General features: G+C 44.5%; 30 protein-coding genes. 24 read left to right on the top strand and 6 right to left on the bottom strand.

The features are described from left to right. Window positions 1-40 precede the first annotated feature (40 nt). Together J4N23_RS19180 and J4N23_RS19185 are read left to right on the top strand one after the other, a co-directional pair. The gene (locus J4N23_RS19180) at window positions 41-1,282 is read left to right on the top strand and encodes a pectinesterase family protein (protein ID WP_207429458.1); all 1,242 of its coding nucleotides are present in this window, start codon (window positions 41-43) and stop codon (window positions 1,280-1,282) included. Between the two features lie 11 nt (window positions 1,283-1,293). Next, complete coding sequence (locus J4N23_RS19185) at window positions 1,294-2,580, top strand: pectinesterase family protein (RefSeq protein WP_207429459.1); 1,287 nt, start codon at window positions 1,294-1,296, stop codon at window positions 2,578-2,580. A gap of 24 nt (window positions 2,581-2,604) precedes the next feature. On the opposite strand, the gene J4N23_RS19190 is transcribed toward J4N23_RS19185, so the two are convergent. Further along, window positions 2,605-3,669, bottom strand: a complete 1,065-nt coding sequence (locus tag J4N23_RS19190) for an SDR family oxidoreductase (RefSeq protein ID WP_207429460.1) — start codon at window positions 3,667-3,669, stop codon at window positions 2,605-2,607. Between the two features lie 186 nt (window positions 3,670-3,855). Here J4N23_RS19190 and J4N23_RS19195 point away from each other — a divergent pair, with 186 nt between their 5' ends. From J4N23_RS19195 to J4N23_RS19210, 5 genes are all read left to right on the top strand, one after another. Next, window positions 3,856-4,356, top strand: a complete 501-nt coding sequence (locus J4N23_RS19195; RefSeq protein WP_207429461.1) for a 3'-5' exonuclease — start codon at window positions 3,856-3,858, stop codon at window positions 4,354-4,356. A 93-nt stretch (window positions 4,357-4,449) separates the two neighbouring features. Next, a complete protein-coding gene (locus J4N23_RS19200) occupies window positions 4,450-5,166 on the top strand; it encodes a hypothetical protein (RefSeq protein ID WP_207429462.1) in 717 nt (238 codons plus the stop codon). A gap of 86 nt (window positions 5,167-5,252) precedes the next feature. Continuing rightward, window positions 5,253-5,570 (top strand): GyrI-like domain-containing protein, encoded by a 318-nt coding sequence (locus J4N23_RS19205; RefSeq protein WP_370527300.1) that lies wholly within the window; start codon window positions 5,253-5,255, stop codon window positions 5,568-5,570. Continuing rightward, the gene (locus J4N23_RS21135; protein WP_370527302.1) at window positions 5,525-5,722 is read left to right on the top strand and encodes a GyrI-like domain-containing protein; all 198 of its coding nucleotides are present in this window, start codon (window positions 5,525-5,527) and stop codon (window positions 5,720-5,722) included. The genes J4N23_RS19205 and J4N23_RS21135 overlap by 46 nt, the downstream gene beginning before the upstream one ends. Before the next feature lie 5 nt (window positions 5,723-5,727). Beyond that, window positions 5,728-6,843, top strand: coding sequence for a DNA alkylation repair protein (locus J4N23_RS19210; protein ID WP_207429463.1), 1,116 nt, complete (start codon window positions 5,728-5,730; stop codon window positions 6,841-6,843). Here the strand turns inward: J4N23_RS19210 and J4N23_RS19215 are convergent. Together J4N23_RS19215 and J4N23_RS19220 are read right to left on the bottom strand one after the other, a co-directional pair. Then, entirely contained in the window at window positions 6,824-7,165 is a 342-nt protein-coding gene (locus J4N23_RS19215) for a hypothetical protein (RefSeq protein ID WP_207429464.1), read from the bottom strand. The genes J4N23_RS19210 and J4N23_RS19215 overlap by 20 nt on opposite strands. 8 nt (window positions 7,166-7,173) lie before the next feature. Beyond that, window positions 7,174-7,890: a 3-ketoacyl-ACP reductase gene (locus J4N23_RS19220; protein ID WP_207429465.1), complete on the bottom strand. Its 717-nt coding sequence runs from the start codon at window positions 7,888-7,890 to the stop codon at window positions 7,174-7,176. Between the two features lie 342 nt (window positions 7,891-8,232). Here J4N23_RS19220 and J4N23_RS19225 point away from each other — a divergent pair, with 342 nt between their 5' ends. The 13 genes from J4N23_RS19225 (at window position 8,233) to J4N23_RS19285 (ending at window position 20,141) form a co-directional block, all read left to right on the top strand. Further along, window positions 8,233-8,922 (top strand): response regulator transcription factor, encoded by a 690-nt coding sequence (locus J4N23_RS19225; RefSeq protein ID WP_207429466.1) that lies wholly within the window; start codon window positions 8,233-8,235, stop codon window positions 8,920-8,922. Further along, complete coding sequence (locus J4N23_RS19230; protein WP_207429467.1) at window positions 8,919-10,283, top strand: HAMP domain-containing sensor histidine kinase; 1,365 nt, start codon at window positions 8,919-8,921, stop codon at window positions 10,281-10,283. Before J4N23_RS19225 ends, J4N23_RS19230 begins: the two co-directional genes overlap by 4 nt. A gap of 267 nt (window positions 10,284-10,550) precedes the next feature. Next, window positions 10,551-11,042 carry a hypothetical protein gene (locus J4N23_RS19235; RefSeq protein ID WP_207429468.1) on the top strand — a complete coding sequence of 164 codons (492 nt, stop codon included), beginning with the start codon at window positions 10,551-10,553 and terminating at the stop codon, window positions 11,040-11,042. A gap of 18 nt (window positions 11,043-11,060) precedes the next feature. Further along, entirely contained in the window at window positions 11,061-11,987 is a 927-nt protein-coding gene (locus J4N23_RS19240) for a bestrophin family protein (protein ID WP_207429469.1), read from the top strand. 410 nt (window positions 11,988-12,397) lie between these two features. Beyond that, the gene (locus J4N23_RS19245) at window positions 12,398-12,955 is read left to right on the top strand and encodes a DUF177 domain-containing protein (RefSeq protein WP_207429470.1); all 558 of its coding nucleotides are present in this window, start codon (window positions 12,398-12,400) and stop codon (window positions 12,953-12,955) included. 15 nt (window positions 12,956-12,970) lie between these two features. Then, window positions 12,971-13,162, top strand: a complete 192-nt coding sequence (gene rpmF, locus J4N23_RS19250) for a 50S ribosomal protein L32 (protein WP_207429471.1) — start codon at window positions 12,971-12,973, stop codon at window positions 13,160-13,162. 14 nt (window positions 13,163-13,176) lie between these two features. Beyond that, on the top strand, window positions 13,177-14,115 hold the full coding sequence (gene plsX / locus J4N23_RS19255; RefSeq protein ID WP_207429472.1) for a phosphate acyltransferase PlsX: 939 nt from the start codon (window positions 13,177-13,179) through the stop codon (window positions 14,113-14,115). A gap of 13 nt (window positions 14,116-14,128) precedes the next feature. Further along, window positions 14,129-15,118 carry a beta-ketoacyl-ACP synthase III gene (locus J4N23_RS19260; protein ID WP_207429473.1) on the top strand — a complete coding sequence of 330 codons (990 nt, stop codon included), beginning with the start codon at window positions 14,129-14,131 and terminating at the stop codon, window positions 15,116-15,118. Window positions 15,119-15,252: 134 nt separating this feature from the next. Beyond that, on the top strand, window positions 15,253-15,744 hold the full coding sequence (gene accB, locus J4N23_RS19265; protein WP_207429474.1) for an acetyl-CoA carboxylase biotin carboxyl carrier protein: 492 nt from the start codon (window positions 15,253-15,255) through the stop codon (window positions 15,742-15,744). A gap of 83 nt (window positions 15,745-15,827) precedes the next feature. Continuing rightward, entirely contained in the window at window positions 15,828-17,177 is a 1,350-nt protein-coding gene (accC, locus tag J4N23_RS19270) for an acetyl-CoA carboxylase biotin carboxylase subunit (RefSeq protein WP_207429475.1), read from the top strand. 59 nt (window positions 17,178-17,236) lie between these two features. Continuing rightward, window positions 17,237-18,115, top strand: coding sequence for a twin-arginine translocase subunit TatC (gene tatC, locus J4N23_RS19275; RefSeq protein ID WP_207429476.1), 879 nt, complete (start codon window positions 17,237-17,239; stop codon window positions 18,113-18,115). Window positions 18,116-18,142: 27 nt separating this feature from the next. Next, on the top strand, window positions 18,143-18,580 hold the full coding sequence (gene rpiB / locus J4N23_RS19280; RefSeq protein WP_207429477.1) for a ribose 5-phosphate isomerase B: 438 nt from the start codon (window positions 18,143-18,145) through the stop codon (window positions 18,578-18,580). A 1-nt stretch (window position 18,581) separates the two neighbouring features. Next, a complete protein-coding gene (locus J4N23_RS19285; protein ID WP_207429478.1) occupies window positions 18,582-20,141 on the top strand; it encodes a M28 family peptidase in 1,560 nt (519 codons plus the stop codon). A 50-nt stretch (window positions 20,142-20,191) separates the two neighbouring features. Here the strand turns inward: J4N23_RS19285 and J4N23_RS19290 are convergent, their stop codons facing one another. Beyond that, window positions 20,192-20,665, bottom strand: a complete 474-nt coding sequence (locus J4N23_RS19290) for a hypothetical protein (RefSeq protein ID WP_207429479.1) — start codon at window positions 20,663-20,665, stop codon at window positions 20,192-20,194. 229 nt (window positions 20,666-20,894) lie between these two features. Between J4N23_RS19290 and J4N23_RS19295 the strand changes: the two genes are divergently transcribed. Then, complete coding sequence (locus J4N23_RS19295; protein WP_207429480.1) at window positions 20,895-21,377, top strand: FKBP-type peptidyl-prolyl cis-trans isomerase; 483 nt, start codon at window positions 20,895-20,897, stop codon at window positions 21,375-21,377. A gap of 8 nt (window positions 21,378-21,385) precedes the next feature. Further along, entirely contained in the window at window positions 21,386-22,312 is a 927-nt protein-coding gene (locus tag J4N23_RS19300) for an FKBP-type peptidyl-prolyl cis-trans isomerase (RefSeq protein ID WP_207429481.1), read from the top strand. 38 nt (window positions 22,313-22,350) lie between these two features. Here J4N23_RS19300 and J4N23_RS19305 read toward each other — a convergent pair whose 3' ends face one another. Both J4N23_RS19305 and J4N23_RS19310 read right to left on the bottom strand, forming a co-directional pair. After that, complete coding sequence (locus tag J4N23_RS19305) at window positions 22,351-23,667, bottom strand: deoxyribodipyrimidine photo-lyase (RefSeq protein WP_207429482.1); 1,317 nt, start codon at window positions 23,665-23,667, stop codon at window positions 22,351-22,353. Beyond that, window positions 23,651-24,562, bottom strand: a complete 912-nt coding sequence (locus J4N23_RS19310; protein WP_207429483.1) for a TIGR01777 family oxidoreductase — start codon at window positions 24,560-24,562, stop codon at window positions 23,651-23,653. Before J4N23_RS19310 ends, J4N23_RS19305 begins: the two co-directional genes overlap by 17 nt. A 39-nt stretch (window positions 24,563-24,601) precedes the next feature. Here J4N23_RS19310 and J4N23_RS19315 point away from each other — a divergent pair, with 39 nt between their 5' ends. Beyond that, window positions 24,602-24,949, top strand: coding sequence for a ferredoxin (locus J4N23_RS19315; protein WP_207429484.1), 348 nt, complete (start codon window positions 24,602-24,604; stop codon window positions 24,947-24,949). A 192-nt stretch (window positions 24,950-25,141) separates the two neighbouring features. Then, entirely contained in the window at window positions 25,142-26,428 is a 1,287-nt protein-coding gene (locus tag J4N23_RS19320; protein WP_207429485.1) for a DASH family cryptochrome, read from the top strand. The last annotated feature ends 5 nt before the right edge of the window (window positions 26,429-26,433 follow it).

The raw sequence follows: 26,433 nt of genomic DNA on the forward strand, positions 1-26,433 counted from the left end.
GTTAATGATATTAAATCCTTTTTCTCGAATGGTCACCTTTATGAACATTGTCCGATTTTTTTGTCTGTCCCTATTTCTCATTGCTGAGGTGCAGGCTCACTCGCTCCCAGGCATATCCACTATTGATACGTTGAAGCCGGACGTGGTGGTGGCACAGGATGGCTCGGGACTTTTCAAGACTATCGGAGAGGCCCTTTTATACGTTACGAACTCCTCCAGCCACCGGGTAATCATTTATATTAAGGACGGGATCTACACCGAGAAAGTAAGTATCCATCGGCCTAATGTTACCTTGGTGGGACAAAGCCGGAAGGGGACGCGCATTGCCTATTCCATTCCCGCCGGAAATGAGAGTATCTCCAGAGGGGTCTTGAATATCTTCGGAAATGGCGTGGTATTGGAGAATTTGACAGTGGAAAACACGTATCCTCATCGTCGACACACCTTTGCGCTTTACGGTCGCGGCTCTTTTGTGCTGACAAAAAACTGTGATTTTATTGCAAAAGGGAACGATACCGTGGCCCTCTGGGCAGAAGGTGGCGGGTATTACTATCACGATAACTGCCATTTTGAGGGGAATATCGACTTCTTGTGTCCCCGCGGCTGGTGCTATGTCAATAACTCAACTTTCTACGAGGTGGATACGCGGGCGGCTTTGTGGCATGACGGCGGGAAAGATCCAAACAAGAAGCTGGTTATCAAAAATTCCAAATTTGATGGAGCGCGAAAGTATGCGCTAGGCCGCTATCCCCGGGATTCCCAGTTTTATCTTATCAGCTGTCACTTTTCCGACAGTACCGAAAACATTATCGATACGAATGCTCCTGCAGCACGGAACGAAGAATTTCAGTGGGGGCGACGGGTGTTTTTTTATGATTGCGACAGGGCCGGAGGGAATACACCCTGGTTGAAGGATAATCTCCACACCGCTGCCGGAGCTCCAAAGGCGAAAGACATCACTGCAAAATGGACATTTGATGGTGTCTGGGATCCCGAATCTACGGCCGCTCCTCAAATTAAGGACGTTAAAACGGAGGCGCCTTATCGGGTGGTTCAGGTTGTATTTTCAGAACCCGTTACCGTTCGTGGTTTACCCGTAATTATTACCCGAAAAGGAAAGACTTTAAAGTGGACGAAGACCAACGGCTCTAATGTGATCACTTTTTCTGCCCTGGACGCAGGAGACGCACCATTGAAAATAGACGTTCAGAAGGGATCGATTTTTGCTTCTTCAGCCTCCACGTCCATCCGTTATGCTAACCTTCGCTTTCCCAAAAAATAAGGTTCAAAATTATGTCAGCCATCATCTCATCAAAATTCGAAAAACCGGCAGTGAAATTCCTTGCTTCGGCTTTTACGCTGTTGTTTTTACTTGTATTTCCGTTTTTTTCTTCTGGGCATTCCGGCTCCCGAGAGAAAGGACTAGTGGCGCAGGAAGAACTTAGTCCGGATATCGTTGTGGCCCGTGATGGTTCCGGAAATTTTACCACTGTAGGTGATGCACTCGCTTCGCTGAACACGGCATCTACTCAGCGGATCGTAATTTTTATCAAGGAGGGAATTTACCACGAGCGGGTGGTGATCAACCGGCCCAACGTAACGCTGGTAGGGGAGAGCCGAAAAGGTACCAGGATACAGTTTCATCTGGCTTCAGGAAGCCCTTACCGGGGAGTGCTGAATATCATGTCAGACGGCGTGGTGCTCAAAAATCTGACCGTCGCTAATGTCTTCCCGACAAGGCGACATACGTTTACCCTTTATGGTCTGGGTTCTAAAGTCGTAACGGTTGATTGTGATTTTGTCTCCAACGGGAATGATACGGTAGCATTATGGAACGAAGCCGGCGGCATGTTCTATCACGCCAACTGTCATTTCGAGGGAAATGCCGACTTTCTTTGTCCGCATGGTTGGTGCTATATTACCAACTCCACTATTTTCGAAGTAGGGCCTCATGCACCGCTGTGGCACGACGGGAGTAAAAATCCGAACCAGAAGTTTGTCATCACGAATTCTAAAATCACAGGAGCCACAGCCTATCCTTTAGGCAAGTATCCAAGGGACCACCAGTTCTATCTTATTAACGCTGTTTTTTCGGCGAATACGAAAGACATAAGAGATGACAATGCTTCGGAAACTCCCTCGGACCGGTTTAAGTACGGACGCCGGGTGTTCTTTCATAACAGTCACAAGCTGGGAGGCGATTCAGCATGGCACGCCAATAATCTTCACACTGCCCCTGCAGCACCAAGGCCAGAGGACATTACTGCAAAATGGACCTTTGATGGGATGTGGGATCCTGAACGAACGGATCAGCCGAAGGTTACTAAGGTGGAGATCGGGAAAACCTACCGTACCGTTGATGTTACCTTTTCTGAGCCCTTAACTGTTCGCGGCAACCCCGTGCTTAGAACGAAGGCCGGCAAGGAGTTGAGATGGACGGGCATTAACGGGTCTGCTGTGTTGCGTTTTGCTTTGCTCGGGAAGGGTGACTCGGTAGATCGAATTGAACTGGTCAATGGAGCCATCTTCGCATCAGAGCCAACAGTGAAAACCCGCCACGCGGATTTAAAATTAAAGTAATCAGCGGGGGGATGGTCTTCCCCCCTAATCCTTTCTGGCCTTTCTCCGTTCCTTGTTTTCCCGCTTTATCCTCTCCCGAACACCATGTTCTACTTCCGTACCTGCTTTCATGGGTTCGTGAAGTGACCCACTCGTTGGCGGCGCCGGAGGAGCCGTTTTGATTTGGTAGCGATGCATGATATTGGCCGAAATCCGCTCGGTTAGATGAGGGAAAATATGATGGGAGATCCAGGCGGCTCTGGCTTTCCAGCCCACCGGCAACTCTTTCCTCGGACGGATTGAAACCCTCATCACCGCGTTTACTACCTTGTGTGCCGGATCCATTGCAGCCATCCGTGGGGTTCCTCCGCTGTAGTTGGCAGCGTGGGGCCAGAACGGAGTGTCCACGGCCCAGGGTTCCACCGTAACCACTTTTATCTTCTTGTGACCATTCAGCCGCAGCTCCTGATTGATCGCCTGCCCTAAATGCCTTACGCCGGCTTTGCTTGCTGCATAGGATGCATGGTAGGCCAGCGGATTTTCACTTTCAATAGATCCCATGTTGATCAGGGTTCCATAGCCCTGCGCCCGGAACTGTTTCACTGCCGCCATCGAGCCGTAGATAAATCCTTTTAAATTGATGTCTATAAGCCGCGAATGGTCTTCTAAGGGAATGTCCCAGAATCTTCCGATTGCTCCAACTCCGGCCATGTTCACCCACACGTCTATTTTGCCATATTGCTTAAGCAATTGATCCATTAAAGCTTGTACATCTTCCGGTTTGCTGATGTCTGTTGTCACCACTAAAGCGGTTCCTCCCGTCGACCTGATGTTTTTTGCTATTTCTTCCAGTAAGTCCGTCCTCCTGGCTGCCAGCACTACATTGGCTTTGTATCTGCCAAGTTCTTCGGCAACTCCCCGTCCGAAGCCACTTGAAGCGCCTACAATCACAAACGTTTTTCCCTGCATCTTTTTTTGTCCCGATGGTCCGAGACGAGAAGTTGAACAGGCGGTGGCGAATATTAGGATGAAGATCAGGATTGCTGATGTTGAAATGGCGACTCTAAAGTTTCTCTGCGTTATGGTTTTTTTGACAGTGTGTAGGTTCATAATGAGCGAGTTACAGGTAGTTGTTCTGGATGTTTTACAGTAACTGACTGGTTGGGGATTGGTTTTTAGAAGTTTAAATTCGCGTAGTTCTATCGCTCCGATTCAGTGAGAAGTCACCTTTCTGCATTGCCTGCTCCTCCTGAATTTGTCAGATCAATAAATTTTATCATTTTTACATGCACTTGCATGAGCCCTCTCCACACCTTTACAGCACTTGATTTTGAAACTGCCCAGGGCAAACGTCACAGCATATGCCAGATCGGGATGGTACTTGTTGAGAACCACCGGATTGTGGATCGCTTTTCTGTCCTGGTGAAACCTCCTGATAATTTCTACTCTTACCATAACACCCTGGTGCATGGTATAAGTGCAGAAACCACCCGAAATTCGCCTAATTTCGCGCAAGTCTGGCCCCATATACGGGGCTATATCGCCGATCAGAATCTGGTTGCTCACAATAGTGCATTTGATGTTAGCTGCCTGCAGCAGACGCTGGCCTATTATCGATTGACAGTGCCAGAGTTTCGCGCTCATTGTACCTATAAGATTTACGGGCAGAAGTTAGACCGGCTTTGCGCCGATCACGGTATAAAGCTGCAACATCACGATGCCCTTTCTGATGCAACGGCTTGCGCCCGGCTGTTTATCCTGCACCAGCAGAAAATACAATCTTTGCACCAGGTGTAGTTATTGCTGAAGCCGAAACACAGGGAGCGACCTCATTCGTGAATTTCTGTTAAAAACCGCTATTTCCCCTCCTTTATTCCTAGCTTTATCATCATGAATGGGAGGCTTTTAAAGTTGATTCTGTTTTCGCTAGCAAGCTGTCTCTTCAGTGCCACCGCCCTTGGACAAACGCTTCAGGGAGTGGTGTTCCAAAAGGGAACAGGAAGCAGGATTTCGGGAGCGGTAGTGATCAATTTGAGGAGTAATCATAAAATGAGCACAGACGGCCTGGGTACTTTCAACATTCCTGCCTTTCTGGGGGATACCCTCGAAATCAGGGCGATCGGCTTTCTAACCCAGAAGCGCGTAGTACAAAACTTCTCCGTTCTTTTTGTTCACCTGCAGACGGGTAATGAATTGTCGGAAGTAATTATTTACGGCAAGAACCTGAAACAAGAACTGCAGGAGGTAGAAGACCAGTTCAGAAGCAAGGGAATTTACTACAAAGGCAAGCCCCCGCTGGCACTCTTATCGCCTTTCGGCGGAAGTCCCTTAACGTTCTTTCATGAACTTTTGAGCAAGGACGGAAAGCGGGCCCGGCGTTTCAGTAAATACGCAGAGCGGGAGCTCGAATATTATGAAATTGCTTCCCGATTTAACGACCGTGTTATCAAAAGTACTGTTCCTATCAAAGTTGAAGAATTAGAAGATTTTAAGACAGCTTATCTACCAAGCCTCGAGCAGCTGAGGTCATGGAACGATTTTGATTTGCTGAATTATCTTAAACGCTCATACGAGGAGTTCAAAAAAGACCGTGCTGCAAGTAAATAACTGCGCTCTTCCTGTAATATTCAGTCCATACACTCCTGCTGACATACTGTTGTCATTAGCTCTTTGAACTTTGCTGCAAACCCAATATGATGATAACAGAACCAATCGAAGAATTTTATGTTGTCGGACTTAGCGTCCGTACCACCAATGAAAATAATCAAGCAGCTAGGGACATCCCAGAACTGTGGTCGAGGTTTTTTTCAGAGAACGTACTTGCAGGTATTCCTAATCGCTCCGGCGATGCGGTTTATAGCTTGTACACCGAGTATGAACTCGATTTCACTAAACCTTATACCTGTATCATTGGCTGCCGTGTAAATAGCATTGCCGATATCCTGCTCATTTTGCCGTTGCCAAAATACCTCAGGGAGGTTTTACAAAGTTTACCGCAAAAGGAAATCTGAATGAAGGGATTGTCTTTCAGGAATGGACCAAAATTTGGAATATGGATTTTCCCAGGAAATACACCGCAGATTTCGAAGTGTACGGCGAGCGGGCGCAGAACCCGGAAGCCGCCGAAGTTGATATCTTTATTGCTGTTAAAGACCAGGTATAATCAGCATGTTATTAAAGGACCTTTATTCGCCCGGTTTTTATAACCGCTTTACGCATGTGATGGAAGAGCTTCTTCCTGCTTTTGATCGGCAAGAGTTCCTCAACAGGATTTTTACGGAGGAATTTCAGGCAATGGAACTCAAGGAGAGGATGCGCCATACAACCCATGTTCTTGGCGGCTTTTTTCCTGCTGACTTCTCCGACAGTGTAATGCTGATCCGTTCCATTATTCAGAAGCTGAAGGCGCTCGGCTTTCGCGGCGAAAGTATTGAATTTATGTTTCTGCCTGACTTCATAGAAGTGTATGGGATCAATCATCCAGATGAGTCCATTCAGGCGTTCGAATTTATCACCCAGTTTATTTCCTGCGAGTTCGCTATCCGCCCCTTCCTCATCAAATACGAGGAAGAGACCCTAAGACGGATGAAAATCTGGTCGCTCCACACCAATCACCACGTTCGTCGCTTTGCTAGTGAAGGCACACGGCCCCGGCTCCCCTGGGCAATGGCAGTTCCACGATTAAAAAAGGAACCGGCTCTAATTCTGGAAATCTTGGATAACCTAAAGAATGACCCTTCCGAGTATGTGAGGAGAAGTGTTGCGAACAGTCTCAACGACGTTTCAAAGGATCACCCCACCACGGTGCTCCAGCTTGCTCAGAAATGGAAGGGGAAGAGCCAGGAGACGGATGCCCTTTTGAAACATGCCTGCAGAACGCTTTTGAAGCAAGGAAATCCTACTGTCCTGAGCTTATATGGACTTGATTCCAATAACTTGATCCTTGACAATTTCAAGATACTTACACCTTCGGTAAAAATGGGGGGAGACCTTCAATTCTCGTTTTCGGTCGCCAACCAGGGGGAACGTCAGCAAACGGTGCGGATAGAGTATATTTTATATTTTAAACGCCGGAAGAACCAATTTTCAAAGACGGTATTTAAGGTGAGCGAACGGGTGTTAAAGTCGGGAGAGCAGATCACCATAGTCAGAAAACACAGTTTTAAACCAATTACTACCCGCCGATATTACGGCGGAGAGCAGCGGCTGTCGGTTGTAATTAATGGGAGGGAGTCGTCAGTAGCGAAAATCGAGCTGGAGGAATCTACGACATCCCGCCTGTAATTTCAGAATAGTATCCATATCGCAGGAAACAATCATTTTGTATACTAATCAGTAAAAAGGCATCAATGAAAATAAATATAGTTGAAGTAGGACGAGAAGGCAAGGATGCTGCTGGCGACTGAGGCGAAATAGTACTAGCATCAGGAAAAGCTAAAAAAGAAGCGGCTCTACCTATTGGTACAGCCGCTTTGGTTTTAAAGTCTCTGAAAATATCAGCCAGTGCCGCTTTCAGGTGAAGCTCGTTTCCGGCTTGCAAATTGGGAATACCCGAGAGAGCTGAATCTGCGGCAGCGTCAGGAGCACGAACTAACTGGTAGAGCAAGCTCCTGCTTAAGGATTCGTTGAGAAAAGACTTGCTTCTTTTAAGAACACGCGTCTGTTCAGCTTTAAATGTCCAATAATAAACTCTGCAAAATCTTCCGGGTGCATTACTCTTTCCGGATCGCCTTTGATGAGGTCAGCACTATAGGCAAGGTCGGTAACGACTGTGCTAGGCGCCAATGCTGTCACGCGGATGTTATGTTTCCGAACTTCCTGCATAAGGCTCTCTGATAAACCAAATACCCCAAATTTCGATGCACTATAAGCACTCGTAATTGCAGCTCCTGTTTTGCCCGCAGTAGAGGAGATATTCACAATGTCTCCCGTCTGCCGTTCGATCATTTGCGGTAATACGGCGCGGGTGGTATAATAGACCCCAAAGAGGTTCACTTTTACCTGGTTTTCCCATGCTTCTGGTTCGAGATCGAGAAACTTAGCAAAAGTGCCCGTTCCGGCGTTGTTAATCAGAATGTCGATGTTTCCTAAGTCCGATTGGAGTTTTGTTACCGCAGCCTCCACCTCTTGTCTGTTGCTTACATCGGCAGTTGCATAGCTTGCCTTAACGCCCAAAGATGCTGCCTCCTCCGCAACCACTTTGACATCCGCTTCTGTTCGGGCAATCAAGGCAACATGCGCGCCTTCTTTTGCAAGTGCAATGGCGATAGCTTTGCCAATTCCCTTTCCTGCGCCGGTAATGAGCGCTATTTTTCCTTGTAAAGATTCCATGAGATTCCGTTTTACTAATCGAGTCGAAATTGCTGTTTTTTGTTTTAGCTCAATGAATCGTTTTAGGATTTTGACAGATAAAAGAGATTCGACTATCCGTCTTCAAAAGAAGGATGCGTTAGATTTAACTTTGCTTAATAACGATGATGGATTCAAAAACTATGAGAGAATAGGATTTAGGTTGTTTTATTTTTATTGAAATTAAACAATTTGTTTCATTTAGGTGTTTTGATGTCTTTTCTGTGCTATTTCTTTTGGGAAAAGGTTAGAAAAGGTCATAAAAAAGTCAACAGTGTTCAAATTTTCCTGTCTTATGCTGTTTGGGTTTTATTTTTCACCGAAATGGATGGAGTTAAAATACTATTAATTGAAGACGAACCAGCCCTCGCTTCTGTAATTGTGCGTGGTCTTTCACAGCTGGGGGCTGAAGTAAGCGTGGCGAGTGATGGTGGAACCGGACTGGAGATGGCACAGAATTTTAACTTCCATCTGATTATTCTGGATATTATGCTTCCTTCGGTAAATGGGATTCAGCTATGTAAGGAAATTCGTAAAAAGGACGAGGGGCAGCCGGTTCTGATGTTGACGGCTCTGGGAAGTACAGAAAATATCGTTACCGGTTTGGAGGCCGGCGCTGATGATTATATCGTAAAACCCTTCAAATTCGCGGAATTGGAAGCTCGTATTCGCTCGCTCATCAGGAGGACTAAGGGTAACACAACCCAGAAAAACATTGTTGTCATCGCCGACCTGGAAGTCGACTGCGACGCTAAAATTGCCCGTCGTAGCGGAAATCCGGTTAATTTGACGGCAACCGAATACCGCTTGCTTGAGTACTTTGCAGTTAACCAGAATAGGGTCCTCTCCCGTATTCAAATTCTCGAGAACGTGTGGGATATTGATTTTAATATGGGTACGAACGTCGTAGATGTTTATGTAAACTACCTGCGAAAGAAGCTGGATAACGGGTATCCCGTAAAACTGATACACACAGTGTTTGGCATGGGGTACATTTTTAAAGAGGGTACATGAGGATACAGACCAAGATTACCCTGCTTTTTTTCGTTGTATCAAGCTTCGGCCTAATCGTTCTGAATGCGGCCATCTTTTATTTCGTTTCCCAGTTTACATTTGAGGACTTCAATAAACGTTTGCAGGCACGGGTGAACTTCGCGGCGCAAATAAACTTGCTACGAGATGAGAATCGGGAAGCTTATCAGGAAGTTCGCAATAAATACCTTGAAAGACTGGCTGATGAGCAGGACTATATAATAAAAGTGTTACCATCCGGGCACATTCCAAAAGCAGGTCTTGATGTTCCCGATAGCTTTTTTCAGAATATCCTCAGAAACGGTAGCGCCAGATATAATAAGGATAATCGATTTTTTGCAGGACGGTATTATACCACCAAGCGAGGTAATTACATTGTAGTTGTAACCGCTTCAGATCCGCACGGATTCAAAGAGTTAGAGCAATTGCAAAAAGTACTCGTTATCGGCTTCCTGGTTTCTGTCGCTATCACCTACCTTGGTGGAAGGGTGTTCTATTATTATGCTATTAAGCCGGTGAGGAACATTATCAAAAGTGTACAGAATATTACTGCTAATAATCTGCACCTTCGGCTCGATGAAGTAGGGGGAGAGGACGAGGTTTCCGAACTGGTTTTTACGTTCAATAACATGTTAACCCGTCTTGAAACAGCCTTCGAAACCCAAAATAATTTTGTAAGCAACGCTTCTCACGAACTTCGCACTCCTCTATCTATTATCACAGGTGAAACTGAATTGCTGCTTGCTGAGAAGGGACTCTCTGACTCAGCAAGAAAATCAGCCGAAGCAATTTTGAAAGAATCTGATAAATTGGGGCAAATCCTAACCAGCCTGCTAGGGCTCGCGCAGACTGGCTTCGACGGTAAGAAACAGAAGTGGCAGAAAATACGCATTGATGAGCTGGTAATGAATGTGACAGATTCGGTTAAAAAAATTGAACCGGAGAGTACACTCGACGTCGACTTTAGCGCGCTTCCTGAAGATGAATCGCAGGTTTCTATCGAAGGGAATATTAATCTATTGCGCCTCGCCATCAGCAATATTGTCATGAACGCCTGCAAGTATTCCAATAATCAGTTAGTAACGGTAAGGGTCAGCTCAGAAAATGGAATGGTCTGTATCTCCACTACCGATCGGGGTATTGGGATTCCCAGCCAGGAGCAGCAGCATGTTTTCGAGCCATTTTTTCGAGCCTCTAATACCTCGAACTACGAAGGCTACGGTATCGGTCTGCCTCTCACCCTAAATATTATTCGCCTGCATAAGGGGACCATAGGAATTCGTTCAGAGGAAAGTAAAGGAACAGAAATACGAGTATTGTTGCCTGTTATGCCAGCTTCCTGATTTTTTGCAGAAGAATCAACCTGAAAAGTCACCCTTTTACGAGATTTTCTGAAAATATTAAAAGCCTTCTAATATTTTCAGAACCAAGATGTTCTAGCTTGTTCATTCGTACGGCAGCTTAATGGGAATTATTAGAAAGTAATTAGAAACAGCGGTTATTTGTGGTAAAAGGTCTAATAAACTTCTAATAACTGTCTTAAGTCCTTCTAAGATCTCGCGGCTACTATTGTATAAGAAATTATTTGTTAAACCAAACACGTTAATCTTATGCAAACTATCTTAATTCCAACCGACTTCAAACCCGCAGCCTTACAATGTATTCCTGCCCTTTGTGACCGCCTGGCGGGAAAAGGCATTAATCTAATCTTCATGCATCTGTTTAAGCTGTCCAGCTCAGAAAGTGAACTCATGATGCTGAGTAGGCGTAACCGCGAGTTTGAGAATATAAGCGATGAGTTTCATCAATCCATTCGGTTGATCAGACAGAAATATCCGCAAATAAAAAACGTCAAATTGGATTTTTTCTACGGGAGCACGGTCAGCATGTTCAAGAACTACCTCGAGGCGCATGAAGTTGATTTTATCCTCGATCCTAAGGATTGTTGCATAAGCCCGCTAAACCGGGCAAGCATTGACCCAACTCTGCTTACTAAAAAAGCCGGGCTTCCTGTTCTAAGTTTACCTGCCGCCGAGGTACGGCGGCCAGAGGCAAGCAATAAATTCCTTGAAGAGTCAAATGTTCTTTCTGCTGTTTCCTAACATTTAAAACCACTACTTATGTTACTTAAAGAGAATATTCCTATTCAATATATTTTCGGCAAAATCAGAAAGGAGATGCTTCTTGTCAGTGTTTATGCCGTGCTTATTGTTATCCTTTATGAAAATTTTCATTTTACCAGGATTTCTATACCGATAGCTGTACCCACTATTTTAGGTACCGTAATATCCCTGCTGCTGGCGTTTAAATCGAACCAGGCATATGATCGCTGGTGGGAGGCCCGAACAATCTGGGGAGCAATCGTAAACGATTCCCGAAGCCTTACGCGTCAGTTATTAACTTTCGTGGATTCTCCTTACGGGCATGCGGAAGAAAAAGCTTTTTGCGAGAAGATGGCCAAGCGGCAGATCGCCTGGTGTTATAGTCTGAGCAAACATCTACGAAAACAAGATGCAATGGCCGATCTGGATAAATGGCTGACAAGTGAGGATCTGGAGCACATTCGAAACTATAGCAATGTTCCCGTGGCGCTTCTTGAGCTGCAGGGGCAGGATCTAAGAAACGCCTATAAGCTCGGTTGGATCAACGAGTTTCAGCAAGTGGAACTGGATAAAACGCTCACTCGTTTTTCCAATGAGATGGGGGGCTGCGAACGCATAAAGAATACGGTGTTTCCTGCTACCTACGGTGTCTACATACACTTTTCCCTGGTTCTCTTTATCTTGTTGCTGCCCTTTGGTTTAATTGAGTTCTTTGGGATTGCTGAAATTCCGCTCGTGATCGCCATTGCCAGCTCGTTTTTTCTGATCGAAAAAATGGCTATTCATCTACAAGATCCTTTCGAGAATAAACCCACAGATACGCCAACTACCACCATTTCACAAACCATTGAGCGAGACATTCTTCAAATGCTGAAAGAGCATTGCCCGCCCAAGGCTCAGGCCGGCGGCTCATTCGGGAATTCGAAGATCTTCTATATCTTATAACCTGACCATAACGGGGGCCGAACTAAAGTCGCCCCCGTTTTTACACTCTACTGTTTATTGCTGTTTTTACTGAAGAGCTGTCTGCTGAAACGCTTTGAGCTTTTTTTAATTGAAAGTTTTATTTCCGGTGCCTGACCTGATACAGTCAAAAGAGGTGAATCTATGAAAGTGCGCTGTTTTCTTTTTAGAAAGGCCAAGTGGAAAGAAGGTGCCAATTCTCTTCCCAAGTTTCAATACAGCTATACACTTCACAGGAATAGGGAAGTCTTTTGACACTAGCTAGATCGACTGAAAAGACAGGCAATTCATAAGAAACGAATTTTAAATACTGCCGTTCCTCTTAAAATAATCCAAAAAACATTTTTTCTCTTGTATATTTTGTCTAATTTTGCAGGCTCAATTGTCGTGCTTTGAAATCGTTACAGGAATATCGCATACCGTTTACCGGGCTGAAAGAAGGGAAGCATCAATTCGACTTTGATATCGATCAGCGTTTTTTCAATGAGTTTGAGTATTCATTGGTTAAAAATGGGACGCTGAAGGTCGATCTGGAGTTAGAGAAGCAGGAAACAATGTTGATTCTGCAGTTTGTGATAAAAGGGGAGATCCTTCTGGGCTGCGATGTTTGCCTGGCAGATTTTCCGGTAGGGGTGGACAAAAAGGAACGGCAAATTGTAAAATTTAATGATGATGAGAATCTGGAAGATGATACGGATGAGATTATCGTTCTGGGTAGGAATGAACACGAGATTGATGTATCTTCATTAATTTATGAGTATATAAATCTGGCAGTCCCTTATATAAATCGTTGTGAGAATCCGGGTGATACACAATGGTGCGACAAGGAGATGTTGGACAAGCTTGAAAAACTTTCGGTGAACCAAACTGAAGGAGAAGCAGCTGAAAATAATGAGAATACCGATGCAGATCCACGCTGGGATGCATTAAAAAAGATAAAAAACAAATAATTAAAAAACAGGAAAATGGCACATCCAAAACGTAAATTGTCGAAGTCGAGAAGAGATAAGAGAAGAACTCATTACAAGGCTGAGGCGCCAGGCTTGTTTACCTGCAAAACAACAGGTGCGGTTCACTTACCACACCGTGCATATAATGTTGATGGTAACCTGTATTATAACGGTAAATTACTTATCGAGAATACCTCTATCGCTTAAGGTAATTTTCTGAAATGAAAATTGGCTTAGACATAATGGGCGGAGACTACGCTCCCAGGGCAACAGTGCTGGGAGCGATAGAAGCCTATAAATCTCTTGACCCAAACCAAAAACTGGTTCTCATTGGGGACAAGGAAGTTTCTCTTCCTTTTTTTGAAGAGCAGAATTTTAATCCAGATCATTTCGAATTCGTGCATACCAAAGAAGCTATTGGTATGGGCGAACATCCTACAAAAGCTATTACTCAGAAGCCTAATTCAAGTATTAGTATCGGTTTCAAGATGTTGAAAGAAGGGGCACTAGACTCTTTTTCTTCAGCGGGAAATACCGGTGCCATGCTTGTTGGTGCTATGTTTAGCGTTAAGACTGTTCCAGGCGTTATTCGCCCTGCAATTTCTTCTATTGTGCCAAAGCTAAAAAGTGGCTATGGAATTATGCTGGATGTAGGTGCAAATGCAGACTGTAAACCAGATACCCTTCTTCAGTTTGGAATCTTGGGCCGCTTGTTCGCCGAAAATATTTTAGGAATTCAGAATCCTAAAGTAGGGCTTATCAATATTGGTGAGGAGGAAGAAAAAGGGAATCTGTTGATGCTCGCCACCCATCCATTAATGAAGGATACGAACATGTTTAACTTCGTAGGTAATATCGAAGGACGAGATCTATTTGATGATAAGGCGGATGTAATCGTGTGCGATGGCTTTACGGGTAACGTGATGCTCAAACTAGCCGAATCGTTTTATGTTCTGACTTTGAAAAAAGGATTTAAAGATGAGTTCTTTGCGAGGTTCAACTATGAGCAATACGGGGGAAGCCCGATTCTGGGTGTCAATGCTCCTGTGATTATTGGTCATGGAATATCTACTCCAGAAGCAATCAAGAATATGGTTCTTCTATCGAGGAGCATGATCTTGACGAAGCTTGTTGATAAAATAGCATCTGCATTTAAATAGTTCAAATCGAATTATGCAAAAAATTCACGCTGCAATTACAGCGGTTAATGGTTACGTCCCTGAATACGTGTTGACGAACCATGAATTAGAAACAATGGTAGATACCAATGACGAGTGGATCACTACCCGGACAGGTATCAAAGAAAGAAGAATACTCAAAGGCGAAGGCCTCGCTACCTCTGACATGGCAGTTCCTGCCGTTCAAGGCCTCCTCGAAAAACGGGGAATCAGCGCAGAAGAAATAGACCTTATCATTTTCTGTACCTCCACTCCTGACATGGTTTTTCCGGCAACAGCAAACCTCCTTGCACACAAAATTGGTGCAAAGAAGGCCTGGGGCTTCGACCTGCAAGCGGCCTGCTCTGGGTTTGTCTTCGGATTAACTACAGGTGCTCAGTTCATAGAATCGGGAAAACATCAAAAAGTTCTTGTGGTTGGCGGAGATAAGATGTCGTCCATTGTAAACTATGAGGACCGCACTACCTGCATCATCTTCGGTGACGGGTGCGGTGCGGCGTTGCTGGAGCCCAATTATGAAGGGTATGGCGTCATTGACTCCATCTGCAAAAGCGACGGCTCTGGCGGTCAGTATCTAAATTTGAAAGCAGGGGGGTCATTAAAACCGGCTTCTTACGCTACCATTGATGCCAAAGAGCACTATGCTTATCAGGAAGGTCAGACAGTGTTTAAGTTCGCAGTGACGAATATGGCTGATGTAGCAGCTGAAGTAATGGAGCGTAATAGCTTATCTTCAGAAGATATCGCATGGTTGGTACCTCATCAGGCTAACAAGCGGATTATTGACGCTACAGCTAACCGTACCGGCGTTTCTGCCGATAAAGTGATGATTAATATTCATCGCTACGGAAATACAACTAACGGGACCATCCCCCTCTGTTTGTGGGAATGGGAGAGTAAACTTAAGAAAGGCGACAACGTTATTCTTGCTGCCTTCGGTGGAGGTTTTACCTGGGGAGCTCTTTACCTGAAGTGGGCGTATTAGCATAAAAGAGATAAATTCAATAACCATAAGACGAGAGGTTTAAGAGGAAAAATGAAAGTAAAAGCGACGGAGATTACGTCTTTTGAACTTTCATTCATAATTTTGACCTCAAATTTGAATAATCAACCAAAACAATGGATATAAAACAGGTTCAGGAACTAATCCGGTTTGTTTCGAAATCAGGTGTAAATGAAGTTTCAATAGAAGAAAAAGATTTTAAGATCACCATTAAAACAAACCAGGCCCCTACAGTTGTAAATGCAACGATTCCGGCTCCCGCACCAGCTCCTGTAGCTGTTGCTCCTCAGGCTGCTCCGGTCGCACCAGCTCAAGCTGCTCCGGCACCTGCAGCTGCAACACCTGCTGTTGCCGCTGATTCATCAAACTACATTACCATTAAATCGCCGATGATCGGAACGTTCTATCGTTCATCCAGTCCTGATAAACCGTCTTTTGTAAACGTAGGAGACGAAGTAAAAGCAGGACAGGTGGTATGTATCATCGAAGCTATGAAACTCTTCAACGAAATCGAGTCAGAAGTTTCAGGCCGTATTGTTAAAGTTCTTGTAGAGAACTCCAGCCCTGTAGAATACGATCAACCATTATTCCTGGTTGAGCCAGCATAATTTAACTTAATCTATGTGCAAATGTGTAGATGCTGAAAAGCCGCTGCAGATTTGCACATTCTTTTATCTGCACATTAAGAAGTATGTTTAAGAAAATATTAATTGCAAACCGCGGGGAAATTGCTCTACGGATTATTCGTACCTGCAAGGAAATGGGAATAAAAACGGTAGCAATTTATTCTACCGCTGATCGCGAAAGTTTGCATGTTAGGTTTGCTGACGAAGCTGTTTGTATCGGACCTCCGCCCAGCAAAGATTCTTACCTAAATATTCCAAATATCATTTCAGCAGCAGAGCTTACTAACGCTGATGCAATTCATCCTGGATATGGGTTTCTTTCAGAGAACGCTAAATTCTCTGCTATTTGTCGTGATTACGGGATTAAATTCATTGGTGCTACTCCTGAGCAGATCAATGACATGGGAGATAAGTCGTCCGCAAAGGAAACCATGAAAATTGCCGGAGTTCCAACTATCCCGGGCTCTGAGGGATTACTGAGCGACGTGAAAGAGGGGATAAAAATTGCTAACGAGATTGGTTATCCTGTAATTCTGAAAGCTACCGCCGGTGGTGGGGGTAGAGGAATGCGCATCGTTTGGAAAGATGAGGAGTTTGAACCAGCCTGGGATTCTGCTCGTCAGGAAGCAGGGGCAGCATTCGGAAACGAAGGAATTTATCTTGAGAAGTTTGTTGAGGATCCCCGCCATATTGAGATCCAGGTGATCGGCGATCAGTACGGGACCGTTTGTCACCTGTCTGAACGCGATTGCTCTATTCAGCGACGTCACCAGAAGTTGGTAGAAGAATCACCTTCTCCATTCATGACCGAGAGCCTGAGAGAAAAAATGGGTGAAGCTGCAATCAAAGGAGCGAAGGCGGTAAATTATGAAGGCGCCGGAACTATTGAGTTTCTTGTCGACAAACACCGTAACTTCTACTTCATGGAGATGAACACTCGTATCCAGGTAGAACATCCGGTAACGGAAGAGGTGATCAACTACGACCTGATAAAAGAGCAAATTAAGGTAGCAGCGGGTGTTCCAATCTCAGGAAAAAATTATTTTCCGGCCAAGCACGCGATCGAGTGTCGTATAAATGCTGAGGATCCGTTCAACGGCTTTAGACCATCGCCGGGAAGAATCACTAATTTCCATTCTCCGGGGGGGCACGGTGTGCGGGTAGACACGCACGTTTATGCAGGCTACCAAATCCCACCCAATTACGATTCAATGATTGCAAAACTGATCTGTACCGGCCAGACACGAGAGGAAGCACTCTCTACGATGGAACGGGCACTTAGTGAGTTTGTCATTGAAGGTATTAAGACAACCATTCCGTTCCACATAAAACTGATGAAAGACCCGAATTTCAGGGCGGGTAACTTCACCACGAAGTTTATGGAAAGCTTCGATCTCAGCGAGACGGCAATCTAAAATTAAAGCGTATTCGTAGATACCATTCTAGTAATAGAATGGTATTTTTGTTTTATACAATGAGCGATCAAAGAAAACAAGATTTAGTAGAATCAATAAGAGAAAGAGGAAAGTCACTTGAAGCAGAGATGTCGTTTTTTGATCATCTCGAAGTATTACGTTGGCACTTAATACGGTCAGCTGCGGCAATTGTGTTATTTACCATTCTGGCCTTTGCTTACTACGATTTCATTTTCGGCTCCGTAATCCTTGGTCCTAAAAGTCCTGACTTTTGGACGTACAGAATGATGTGCGCACTTACAGATCGCTTCAACCTAGGCGCAGAATTCTGTATTACAAATATTCCTTTTAAAATCATCAATACAGAAATGGCCGGTCAGTTTACCCTGCAATTAAATTCATCCTTGCTTATTGGGGTGATAGCGGGCTTTCCCTACCTCTTGTATGAAATCTGGCGATTTGTGAAGCCTGGTTTAACGGATACAGAGAGCAAGGTGGCGAGCGGTTTTGTTTTTTACGCCACGCTGTTGTTTGTGCTTGGTATCCTGTTTGGCTACTATATTATTGCGCCTTTGTCAGTGAACTTCCTGGCCAATTACAATGTGAGTGACATCATTGAAAATAACATTACTATTGATTCTTACCTCTCTTCAGTGGCCACATTAACCCTGGGAGCAGGCATCACCTTCGAACTGCCGATCATCATCTACATTTTGTCAAAGCTTGGCATAATGACTCCGGCTTTTATGCGTTCATCCAGAAGGTATGCTACTGTGCTTATCTTAATTATTGCAGCAATTGTAACCCCAACACCGGATATATTAACAATGCTTACGGTTAGCTTTCCGCTGTTCCTGCTTTATGAGATTAGTATTATTGTTTCGGGTAGGGTGGAAGCTCGCAGGAAAAAAGAAGAACTGGAATTTTATTCCAAATAATTTACACCACAACATAACAAAAACAACATGGATAACAAAACCGTCTCTATCGCTATTGGTTCAGATCACGCAGGCTTTGAATACAAGGAAATGCTGAAAGATTTCCTGAAGGATTTTGAACTGAAAGATTTCGGAGCTTATAGCGCAGAATCAGCGGATTATCCTGATTTTGCTCACCCAGTCTCAAATGCAGTAGAACAGGGTGAATTCACACTGGGAATATTGGTTTGCGGCAGTGCTAACGGAGTAGCTATTACAGCGAATAAACACCAGGGTATTCGTGCCGCCATCTGTTGGACTGAAGAATTAGCCGCGCTGGCGAGACAACACAATAATGCTAATGTACTATGTGTTCCGGCTCGCTTTATATCACAAGATGAAGCAAAAGCGATCACCCAAAAATTCATCGATACAGAGTTTGAGGGAGGAAGACACGCTACCCGCGTAAATAAAATATCGTGCTAACATGATGAAAAAAGTACTGTTAAGTCTGGCGTTTGCCGGTGTTGCCTTACAAGGCTTTACTCAGGATCCGCGCCAGTACTCCACTTATATTGATACAGTGGATGCCAGAAAGCATCTCACCATTTTGGCTTCAGATGAGTTTGAAGGGAGACGGACGGGAACGAGAGGGGCTGAAAAAGCAGCAAACTACCTTGCAGATCAATTTAAGCGGATAGGCTTAGCAGCACCGGTAAACGGTTCTTATTTTCAGTCAGTTCCCATTGTAAAAGCGCAATTTGAGGTCGAAAAGTTTGAAGTGAATAACAAATCTCTGAAGAACTACGAAGACTTCTATCTCCCCACAACTTTTGCAGATAAAACAATTGAGGCAAAGGAAATCGTATTTGTGGGATACGGAATCAGTGAAGAACGTTTTGACGAGCTGAAAGGGCTGGATCTGACGAATAAAGTAGTAATGTTTATTCGTTCAGGGGAGCCGACGAAGAACGGCGTTTCTGCACTCACTAAAACAACTACTCTTTCCGAATGGAGCCGCGCCTACGCCAGAAAGGTGCAGGCAATCCAGGCTAAAAATCCCGCTCTGATTCTGGCAGTTGTTCCAGAAGGTGCTGGCTTTAGTACCGCAAGGGCCCACAGGGGGGAACCTATGTTGATCCTGGGTAAGAGAATGCTTAGTACAAACAGGGCGGAAGTGGTAGAGATCAATAGCTTGACAGCTAACCTTTTTCTAGCGAAATCGGGCAAAACGCTGCAAAGTCTGAAGGAGCAGATTGATAATACGGGCTCTCCCGCTTCAAGGGTAGTTAAAGCAGACTTCAAGACCCGCTATGAAATGGAACAGGAGCCCGTGAAGGCGGTAAACGTCTTGGGTTACCTGGAGGGATCTGATTTGAAGGACGAGCTGGTGGTAATTTCCGCCCATTATGACCATGTTGGTTTAAACCCGGAAGGGCCGGATAAAGTGTTTAACGGTGCGGATGACGATGGTTCCGGAACTACGGCTGTTATAGAGTTGGCAGAAGCTTTCGCGGCTGCAAAGAAAGCAGGTAAAGGACCAAGAAGAAGCGTATTATTCCTTGCCGTTGTCGGCGAGGAGGAGGGGTTGTTAGGATCTGAACACTACGCCTCGAATCCGGTTTTTCCTCTGACCAATACGGTTACCAATTTAAATATTGACATGATCGGGAGGGTAGATCCCGCGCATAAAAACAAATCGGACTACGTCTATCTTATTGGCTCTGATAAGTTAAGTTCTGAGCTTCATAAAATCAGTGAAGCCGCCAATACATCGTTTACTAAACTGGATCTCGATTATAAGTATAACGATCCGGAAGATCCGGAGCGCATTTACTACCGATCAGATCACTATAACTTTGCAAAAAACAGGATACCGATTGTTTTTTACTTCAACGGAGTGCATGAAGATTATCACCAGCCTGGTGACGAAGTTTCGAAGATTAACTTTCCGCTATTGGTAAAACGCGCTCATTTAGTGTTTTATACAGCCTGGGAGGTTTTGAATCGGGATAAGCGCCCCGTGGTAGACTCGAATAAGAAGTAGAAGGAGTTTAAAAAATAAAAGGTCTGAGCTACTCTCAGACCTTTTTATTTTTAGAAGGTAAACCTGATCGACAAGCCGAAGCCGCCTTCATCCAGATCGGTGTAGGGATTTAGTACAAGTGCCGGCTTCCAATCCAGCGAGGCGTTGATCGGTGCTCCTGCAAATTTGTAGTCTAAACCTAATACTCCATCAATACTAAGCAGTAGTTCACTTTCATCAGTACGTTTATACTCGTAGCTTCCTACTGTAGCACCACCACCGTAGTACCATCTAAGGCCAGGAGCTCCGGCAATAGGGTTATGTACTTCGTAAAGGCCGGTCAGGCGGAAGATCGAGTAGTCATCTCTGTTTTTAACATTTAAAATAAAGTCGAGTGCCTTGTCAGACTCCAGGAAAGTTTTGAAGGTAATTCCGTAAGAATCTCCTACGCGAACACCGAGTCCATGTCTGTATTGAGCCTTAGCAGCAGACGACGCCATCAAAAGCAGCACCGCGACAAAAAGTGAAAGTGATAATTTTTTCATAAATGTTATAGTTAGTGTTAATACACGACTGTCCCGAAATTGTTCTCTGCACAGCCGGGCCGAAATTATAAATTGTTTGAGAAATAGGACGGCTTCATTTTGTAATTAGTTGCGCAAGTCATCTCAGTTTAGCCGATTTTTCAGCTGCTGATACTGCATCGGTGTTAAAAAACGTTAATCTGTAGTTTTCTGAATTTAAAAAGATAAATTTGTGACCTGTTTTTGAGAGATGAGAAAGTTAGTATTATTACTTATTGCGGCAATCAGTTTAGCAGGCTGTAAAAAAAATGATCCCTATAATGCGCAAAAGCAATTGGAGGCAGACGAGCAGCTGATCAAAGCCTTTATTGCAGAAAAGAATATTACGAATGCTCAAAGACATGCAAGCGGAATGTATTATGTGATCACTTCGCCTGGAGCAGGTAACTTCCAGTACACGCAAAGTTCAGGTGTGCAGGTGAAATACAAACTTCGTTTGCTTAATGGCACTGAAATCGAACAGCCTACCGATCCGGTTTGTCTTACGCTCGGGCGAGTTATTCCAGGCTGGCAGTATGGAATTCCGCTGATTCAAAAAGGTGGGAAGATCAGGCTACTTATTCCCTCTGTTTATGCCTATGGTCCTAATCCGGCCGGAGCAATTCCCGCTAACTCCGTCCTCGACTTCGATATTGAAGTGCTAGACGTTTCAACCCAACCATGTACTAACTAAACAATAGAATGAAATTTAAGAGATATACTTTACCCGCACTGCTGCTTGCTGCCATTGTCTTTTTTGCGGCTTGTAAGAAGGATTATGCTAGTATCGAGGAGGAGGACCAGCAGGGTATCGATGCGTATATGAGCCAGAACAGTCTAACTGGCTTTACGCTGAGTAATGGGATTTATTATAAGGTAATTAAACAAGGAACGGGAGAAGAGCTGGATTATACGAAAAGGGTACTAGCGCATTATACAGTTAGATCTCTTGATGGTCGTTTCAGCGCAGTTGATACCATTACCCTTTATAATAGATTCTATAATTTTTTCGGATACATCAGCCTTCCAGGCGTGCGTGAAAAGCAGGCTGACGCCTTCAGAGAAGTTATCAACGAAGGACTTACACGGGTTGGGGGAGAAATAAGACTTGTTATTCCTTCCAGGTTTGCTTATGGTGTAAGTGGTTATAGCTCTTTTCCGGGCTATGACAATAGCTTAGATCTGAAAGGAAATTCTTCTCTTGATGTAACTGTTAAAATTGTAGCTAGTGAAAATACGATTGCTCAATACGAAGAAGCAGTAATAAAAAACCATCTTGGAGCAAGTATAAACGAGTTTACTAAGACAGCTAGTGGACTTTACTACAAGATTATCAACCCGGGGACAGGAAGTCCGATTACAAGAGACTCTACGGTGATGGCTATTTATACCGGAAAGTTTACTAACGGCAAGGTCTTCGCTAGTAATGACGCTTCTAATCTTTTAGAAGCGGATTTAGATGGAGGGGTTGTTAAAGGTTGGACTGAGGGATTACCATTTATTAAAGAAGGAGGCTCTATTCGAGTTGTTTTTCCTTCAAGCCTGGGCTATGGAAATGGTATCGATAGGGGATTTCCCCCATTTGTGCCACTGGATTTCGAGATTCGAGTTACAGAAGTGAAACCATAGCTAAAAAGATACAGAAGGCGCCATCTAGGCGCCTTTTTTTATTTAGCTAAACCAGCCTTATACACTTCCAAAGCTCTTTCCCTTGCAAATTTATGTTCCACTATCGGTTGTGGGTATCTGAACGGGTCATCGAATTCAGGAATCCATTTCCTGATGTATTCCAACTTTTTGTCAAACTTCTGCGTCTGTAAGTCCGGACTAAAAACGCGAAAGTAGGGAGCAGCATCATTCCCGGTTCCTGCAGCCCATTGCCAACCACCTATGTTGCTCGCCTGATCATAGTCAAGTAATTTCCGGGCGAAATACGCTTCTCCCCAGCGCCAGTCAATCAGCAGGTGCTTGCATAGAAAACTCGCTACCACCATTCGTACCCTGTTGTGCATCCAGCCCGTAGCGTTCAGCTGCCGCATGCCGGCATCTACTATGGGGTAACCTGTCTTACCTTCGCACCAAAACTGGAACTCCGCTTCGTTGTTACGCCAGCGGATATTATCAAACTCTTTTTTGAAAGAGGAATGGACAGTATGTGGGAAATACCATAAGATCATTGCATAAAAATCTCTCCATACCAACTCTGATAGCCAGGTATCTGGAGAATGTTCGAGCCCCAGCCGCGCAGCTTCTCGAATACTAATTGTTCCGAACCGTAAATGAACGCTCAGCTTTGACGTTCCATTAAGCGCCGGGTAGTCGCGCGTGTTCTTATAGTTCCCCAAAACTTCAATGTACTCCGGTATTTGAACCGTTATCGGGCTTCGTTTAAACCCGATTTCAGCAAGTTCCGGGATTTCTGGTTGGCGGCATTGGTAAAGATTGGGCAAGTACTCTTTGCTGGGATAGGATTTTAAATGGAATTCCGCCTCAAGTTTCTGCAGCCACTTGCGTTTATAAGGGGTGAAAACCGTGTAAGGTGTTCCGTCTTCTTTTAACACCTCGTTTTTCTCAAACACAACGTGATCCTTGTACCCCTTGAAGTTTATGCCTTTTGTTTTCAGATAGTCGCCTATTTCCTGATCCCGCTTCCTTGCGTAGGGCTCGTAGTCGTCGTTGATAAACACGTTTCGCAGAGTGTACTCGCCCTGTAGTTGTTGGAAAGCTTCTAATGGCCTGGCGTGAATTACTCTTAAGCCTGAACCTTTGGCTGCCAGCTCCGCCTTCAGTTTTACGATAGCATCATGGATAAACGAGACCCGGGCGTCATCCTCGTCCTCGAGCTGCTCTAGGATATTGCGATCGAAGATAAAAAGTGCCAGAACTGGTAAGCCAGCCTTCAAGGCATGGTATAGCCCGCAGTTGTCGTCTAGTCGCAAATCCCTTCGGAACCAAAAAATATTTACTTCAGGCTTTTCTTTCATAAATATCGGCTAAAGCCAGATCCAGCGTAGGGAACAGCGGTTGAAATCCCGCTGCATTTATTTTTTCAGCTGAAACGTTTGTACTGCTCAAGACCACGGCACTCATTTCCCCTAAGAGGATTCTCAGAATAAAAGCAGGCACCGCAGGAAGAAACATCGGTTTTTTGAGAGCTTTCGCAAGCGCCCGTGTAAAATTCCTATTGCTTACCGAAGCCGTACAGGCGTTGAAGGTTCCCTGCAGGTGCTCATTCTCAATCATAAATAGATACATGCGCACCATATCGGCAATGTGTATCCAGGGCATGTACTGTAATCCAGATCCAAGAGGCGCTCCCAGGCCCAGCTGAACTGGCCTTTCCATCACTGCTAAGGCACCGCCTTCTTTAGAAAGAACTACCCCTGTCCGCAGCTTAACAACTCTTAGATCCGGATGGGGAACCATATCAACTGCTTTCTCCCATTCAACACAACTTTCCGACAGGAAATCATTACCTGAGCTGGCATCCTCGCGTAACAATTTGTTTCCACGGTTCCCATAAATTCCTATTCCCGAGGCAGAAATGACCGACCTGATTTGGTTCGGGCGCCTTTGCATTAATGTATAAATGAGTTGAATAGAATCCCTTCTGCTGGAAATTATCGCTCGTTTTCTTTTGTTCGTCCAAGGCTTATCGGCAATTCCTTCCCCCGCCAAATGAACCAGCACGTCTACGCCTTCAATGCATTCTTCGTCAATTATCTGCTTATCCACATCCCAAATAAAACTACTTACTCCTGGTGTAGCTCTTTGCTTACGGCTGAGATGGTGAACTTTATAGCCCTTGTCCAAAAGGAATTTGGTTAAAGCCGCGCCAATAAGACCCGATCCTCCAGTAATAAGAACAGTTTTATTCATCTGCTGTTGTAACCTGATAATTGTACTTTTGGTTTAATTATGCTGTATACTAAACACGTATTTGTTTGTACTAACCAACGTCCGGAAGGGGCAAGGGTTAGTTGTGGGGAGGGCCATGGAATGGCGCTAGTAAATGCTTTTAAAAAATTAATTAAAGATAAAAATTTGCAGGTTCATATCAGGGCACAAAAGACGGGCTGTTTGGAGGCCTGCGAAGCAGGACCGAGCATAGTCATCTATCCGGAGGGTGTGTTTTACGGGGGAGTACAATTGGAAGATGTTGAAGAAATTGTAAATGAGCACCTTGAGAATAACAGGGTTGTTGCTCGTCTTGAGATGGATTTCAATAAGCTACCCTGGTATCGGAAACTGAAGGAAAATAGTTAGGAACGGAGATTTTTTACACTGCCATCGAAAAAATCTTCGTTGATTTTTCTCTTTGCAGCATTCGCCATTTGGTCCTTTTTGCCGTTCTTAAACGTTTGTCTTTACCATGTAAATATTGCCAGTTCGCCCTGTGTTCGCTCGCTCTGAACCCGCAATTTTTGATTATTTTGCAAGATTTAGTAAACAGAGCATATGAGTGAAAAAACCATATTGATTTGGTTTAGGAATGATTTGCGAATTCACGATAACGAAATATTGCTTGAAGCAGTAAGGCGATCTGAAAGAGTAGTGCCTGTTTATTGCTTCGATCCCCGATATTTTGATGTTAGCAAGTACGGAACCAGGACAACAGGCGCTCTTCGGGCAAAATTCCTTTTGGAGAGTGTGGTGGCGTTGAAGTACGCCTTGCAGCAATTGGGAGGGGATTTGGTGATAAAAACGGGTAAACCGGAGGAAGTTCTGCCAGAGATTTGTGCAGCGTATAATGTTACTGAAGTGTACCATCATCGGGAGGTTGCAGCGCGGGAAACAGAAATTTCGGGGCTGGTGGAAGAGGCGCTTTGGAAGCAACAGATTAATTTGAAGCACTTTATCGGGCACACCCTGTATCATAAAGAAGATTTACCGTTTCCTATCAAAAATATCCCGAACGACTTCATGGTGTTCAGGAAAAAAGTGGAAAGGGATAGTGTTGTAAAACCATGTTTCGATACTCCTGTTAAGATAGCAGTTCCAAGCGATTTAGAACCCGGAGAAGTGCCTGTTATGGCTGATCTTGGCCTCGAGCAGGTGAAGGGTGGTTCGCTAGAATTCAAGGGCGGGGAACTGCAGGGTTTACAGCATTTGAATACCGTATTGTTTGAAGCTCGGGAAAAGAAAACTAACTTAAAATCTTTTTCCTCTGGTCTTTCTCCCTGGCTTTCGATCGGATGTTTGTCAGTGAGAGAAGTGTACTGGGCGGTGAAGGGGCATAAGCAACTATCAGGAGCCACCGAAGTAGGAGCAAAAATACTAACCGAGCTGCAATGGCGTGACTTTTTCAGGTTCATGTTAAAAAAGTACGGAAGCCAGCTGCTCGAAGAACAGGCTCCGGAAAAGGAATTATCGGCAGAGGATGTAAAAAAGTTGAAGAAATGGCAGGATGGACACACCGGTGAACCGGTGGTAGACGTTTGTGTTGCCGAATTAAATGCGAACGGTTATATCAGTGATAAAGCAACACAGTACGTGTCTTCTTATCTGGTAAATAGTCTTGGGATTACCTGGCAAGCCGGATCAGCGTATTTTGAAGAAAAGGCGATTGATTTTTCACCCGCTAATAACTGGGGCAATTGGGCCTTTTTAGTTGGAGATGGAATCATGGCTAAAAGTCGTTCTTTGCTGGTTAAACCTGAGGAGATTTTAGCAGAATCATCAATAAAAAGACGCTTTACTGAACTAAATGCGCCTAATTCTGCCCAAGAAGTAAAAACAGTTTAGTAAAA

Source organism: Pedobacter sp. SYSU D00535 (assembly GCF_017355855.1).
Classification (GTDB): Bacteria; Bacteroidota; Bacteroidia; order Sphingobacteriales; family Sphingobacteriaceae; genus Desertivirga.

What these genes read in the sequence shown, in the direction of transcription:
- J4N23_RS19300 (WP_207429481.1), top strand. Translation starts at nt 21,386, where the DNA reads ATGAAATTTAAGAGATATACTTTACCCGCACTGCTGCTTGCTGCCATT.
- J4N23_RS19195 (WP_207429461.1), top strand. Translation starts at nt 3,856, where the DNA reads ATGAGCCCTCTCCACACCTTTACAGCACTTGATTTTGAAACTGCCCAG.
- J4N23_RS19200 (WP_207429462.1), top strand. Translation starts at nt 4,450, where the DNA reads ATGAATGGGAGGCTTTTAAAGTTGATTCTGTTTTCGCTAGCAAGCTGT.
- J4N23_RS19290 (WP_207429479.1), bottom strand. Translation starts at nt 20,665, where the DNA reads ATGAAAAAATTATCACTTTCACTTTTTGTCGCGGTGCTGCTTTTGATG.
- J4N23_RS19320 (WP_207429485.1), top strand. Translation starts at nt 25,142, where the DNA reads ATGAGTGAAAAAACCATATTGATTTGGTTTAGGAATGATTTGCGAATT.
- J4N23_RS19185 (WP_207429459.1), top strand. Translation starts at nt 1,294, where the DNA reads ATGTCAGCCATCATCTCATCAAAATTCGAAAAACCGGCAGTGAAATTC.
- J4N23_RS19315 (WP_207429484.1), top strand. Translation starts at nt 24,602, where the DNA reads ATGCTGTATACTAAACACGTATTTGTTTGTACTAACCAACGTCCGGAA.
- accB (WP_207429474.1), top strand. Translation starts at nt 15,253, where the DNA reads ATGGATATAAAACAGGTTCAGGAACTAATCCGGTTTGTTTCGAAATCA.
- J4N23_RS19295 (WP_207429480.1), top strand. Translation starts at nt 20,895, where the DNA reads ATGAGAAAGTTAGTATTATTACTTATTGCGGCAATCAGTTTAGCAGGC.
- J4N23_RS19180 (WP_207429458.1), top strand. Translation starts at nt 41, where the DNA reads ATGAACATTGTCCGATTTTTTTGTCTGTCCCTATTTCTCATTGCTGAG.
- J4N23_RS19235 (WP_207429468.1), top strand. Translation starts at nt 10,551, where the DNA reads ATGCAAACTATCTTAATTCCAACCGACTTCAAACCCGCAGCCTTACAA.
- J4N23_RS19230 (WP_207429467.1), top strand. Translation starts at nt 8,919, where the DNA reads ATGAGGATACAGACCAAGATTACCCTGCTTTTTTTCGTTGTATCAAGC.
- J4N23_RS19285 (WP_207429478.1), top strand. Translation starts at nt 18,582, where the DNA reads ATGATGAAAAAAGTACTGTTAAGTCTGGCGTTTGCCGGTGTTGCCTTA.
- plsX (WP_207429472.1), top strand. Translation starts at nt 13,177, where the DNA reads ATGAAAATTGGCTTAGACATAATGGGCGGAGACTACGCTCCCAGGGCA.
- rpiB (WP_207429477.1), top strand. Translation starts at nt 18,143, where the DNA reads ATGGATAACAAAACCGTCTCTATCGCTATTGGTTCAGATCACGCAGGC.
- J4N23_RS19205 (WP_370527300.1), top strand. Translation starts at nt 5,253, where the DNA reads ATGATGATAACAGAACCAATCGAAGAATTTTATGTTGTCGGACTTAGC.
- J4N23_RS19305 (WP_207429482.1), bottom strand. Translation starts at nt 23,667, where the DNA reads ATGAAAGAAAAGCCTGAAGTAAATATTTTTTGGTTCCGAAGGGATTTG.
- J4N23_RS19225 (WP_207429466.1), top strand. Translation starts at nt 8,233, where the DNA reads ATGGATGGAGTTAAAATACTATTAATTGAAGACGAACCAGCCCTCGCT.
- rpmF (WP_207429471.1), top strand. Translation starts at nt 12,971, where the DNA reads ATGGCACATCCAAAACGTAAATTGTCGAAGTCGAGAAGAGATAAGAGA.
- accC (WP_207429475.1), top strand. Translation starts at nt 15,828, where the DNA reads ATGTTTAAGAAAATATTAATTGCAAACCGCGGGGAAATTGCTCTACGG.
- J4N23_RS19260 (WP_207429473.1), top strand. Translation starts at nt 14,129, where the DNA reads ATGCAAAAAATTCACGCTGCAATTACAGCGGTTAATGGTTACGTCCCT.
- J4N23_RS19210 (WP_207429463.1), top strand. Translation starts at nt 5,728, where the DNA reads ATGTTATTAAAGGACCTTTATTCGCCCGGTTTTTATAACCGCTTTACG.
- J4N23_RS19240 (WP_207429469.1), top strand. Translation starts at nt 11,061, where the DNA reads ATGTTACTTAAAGAGAATATTCCTATTCAATATATTTTCGGCAAAATC.
- J4N23_RS19190 (WP_207429460.1), bottom strand. Translation starts at nt 3,669, where the DNA reads ATGAACCTACACACTGTCAAAAAAACCATAACGCAGAGAAACTTTAGA.
- J4N23_RS19310 (WP_207429483.1), bottom strand. Translation starts at nt 24,562, where the DNA reads ATGAATAAAACTGTTCTTATTACTGGAGGATCGGGTCTTATTGGCGCG.
- tatC (WP_207429476.1), top strand. Translation starts at nt 17,237, where the DNA reads ATGAGCGATCAAAGAAAACAAGATTTAGTAGAATCAATAAGAGAAAGA.
- J4N23_RS19220 (WP_207429465.1), bottom strand. Translation starts at nt 7,890, where the DNA reads ATGGAATCTTTACAAGGAAAAATAGCGCTCATTACCGGCGCAGGAAAG.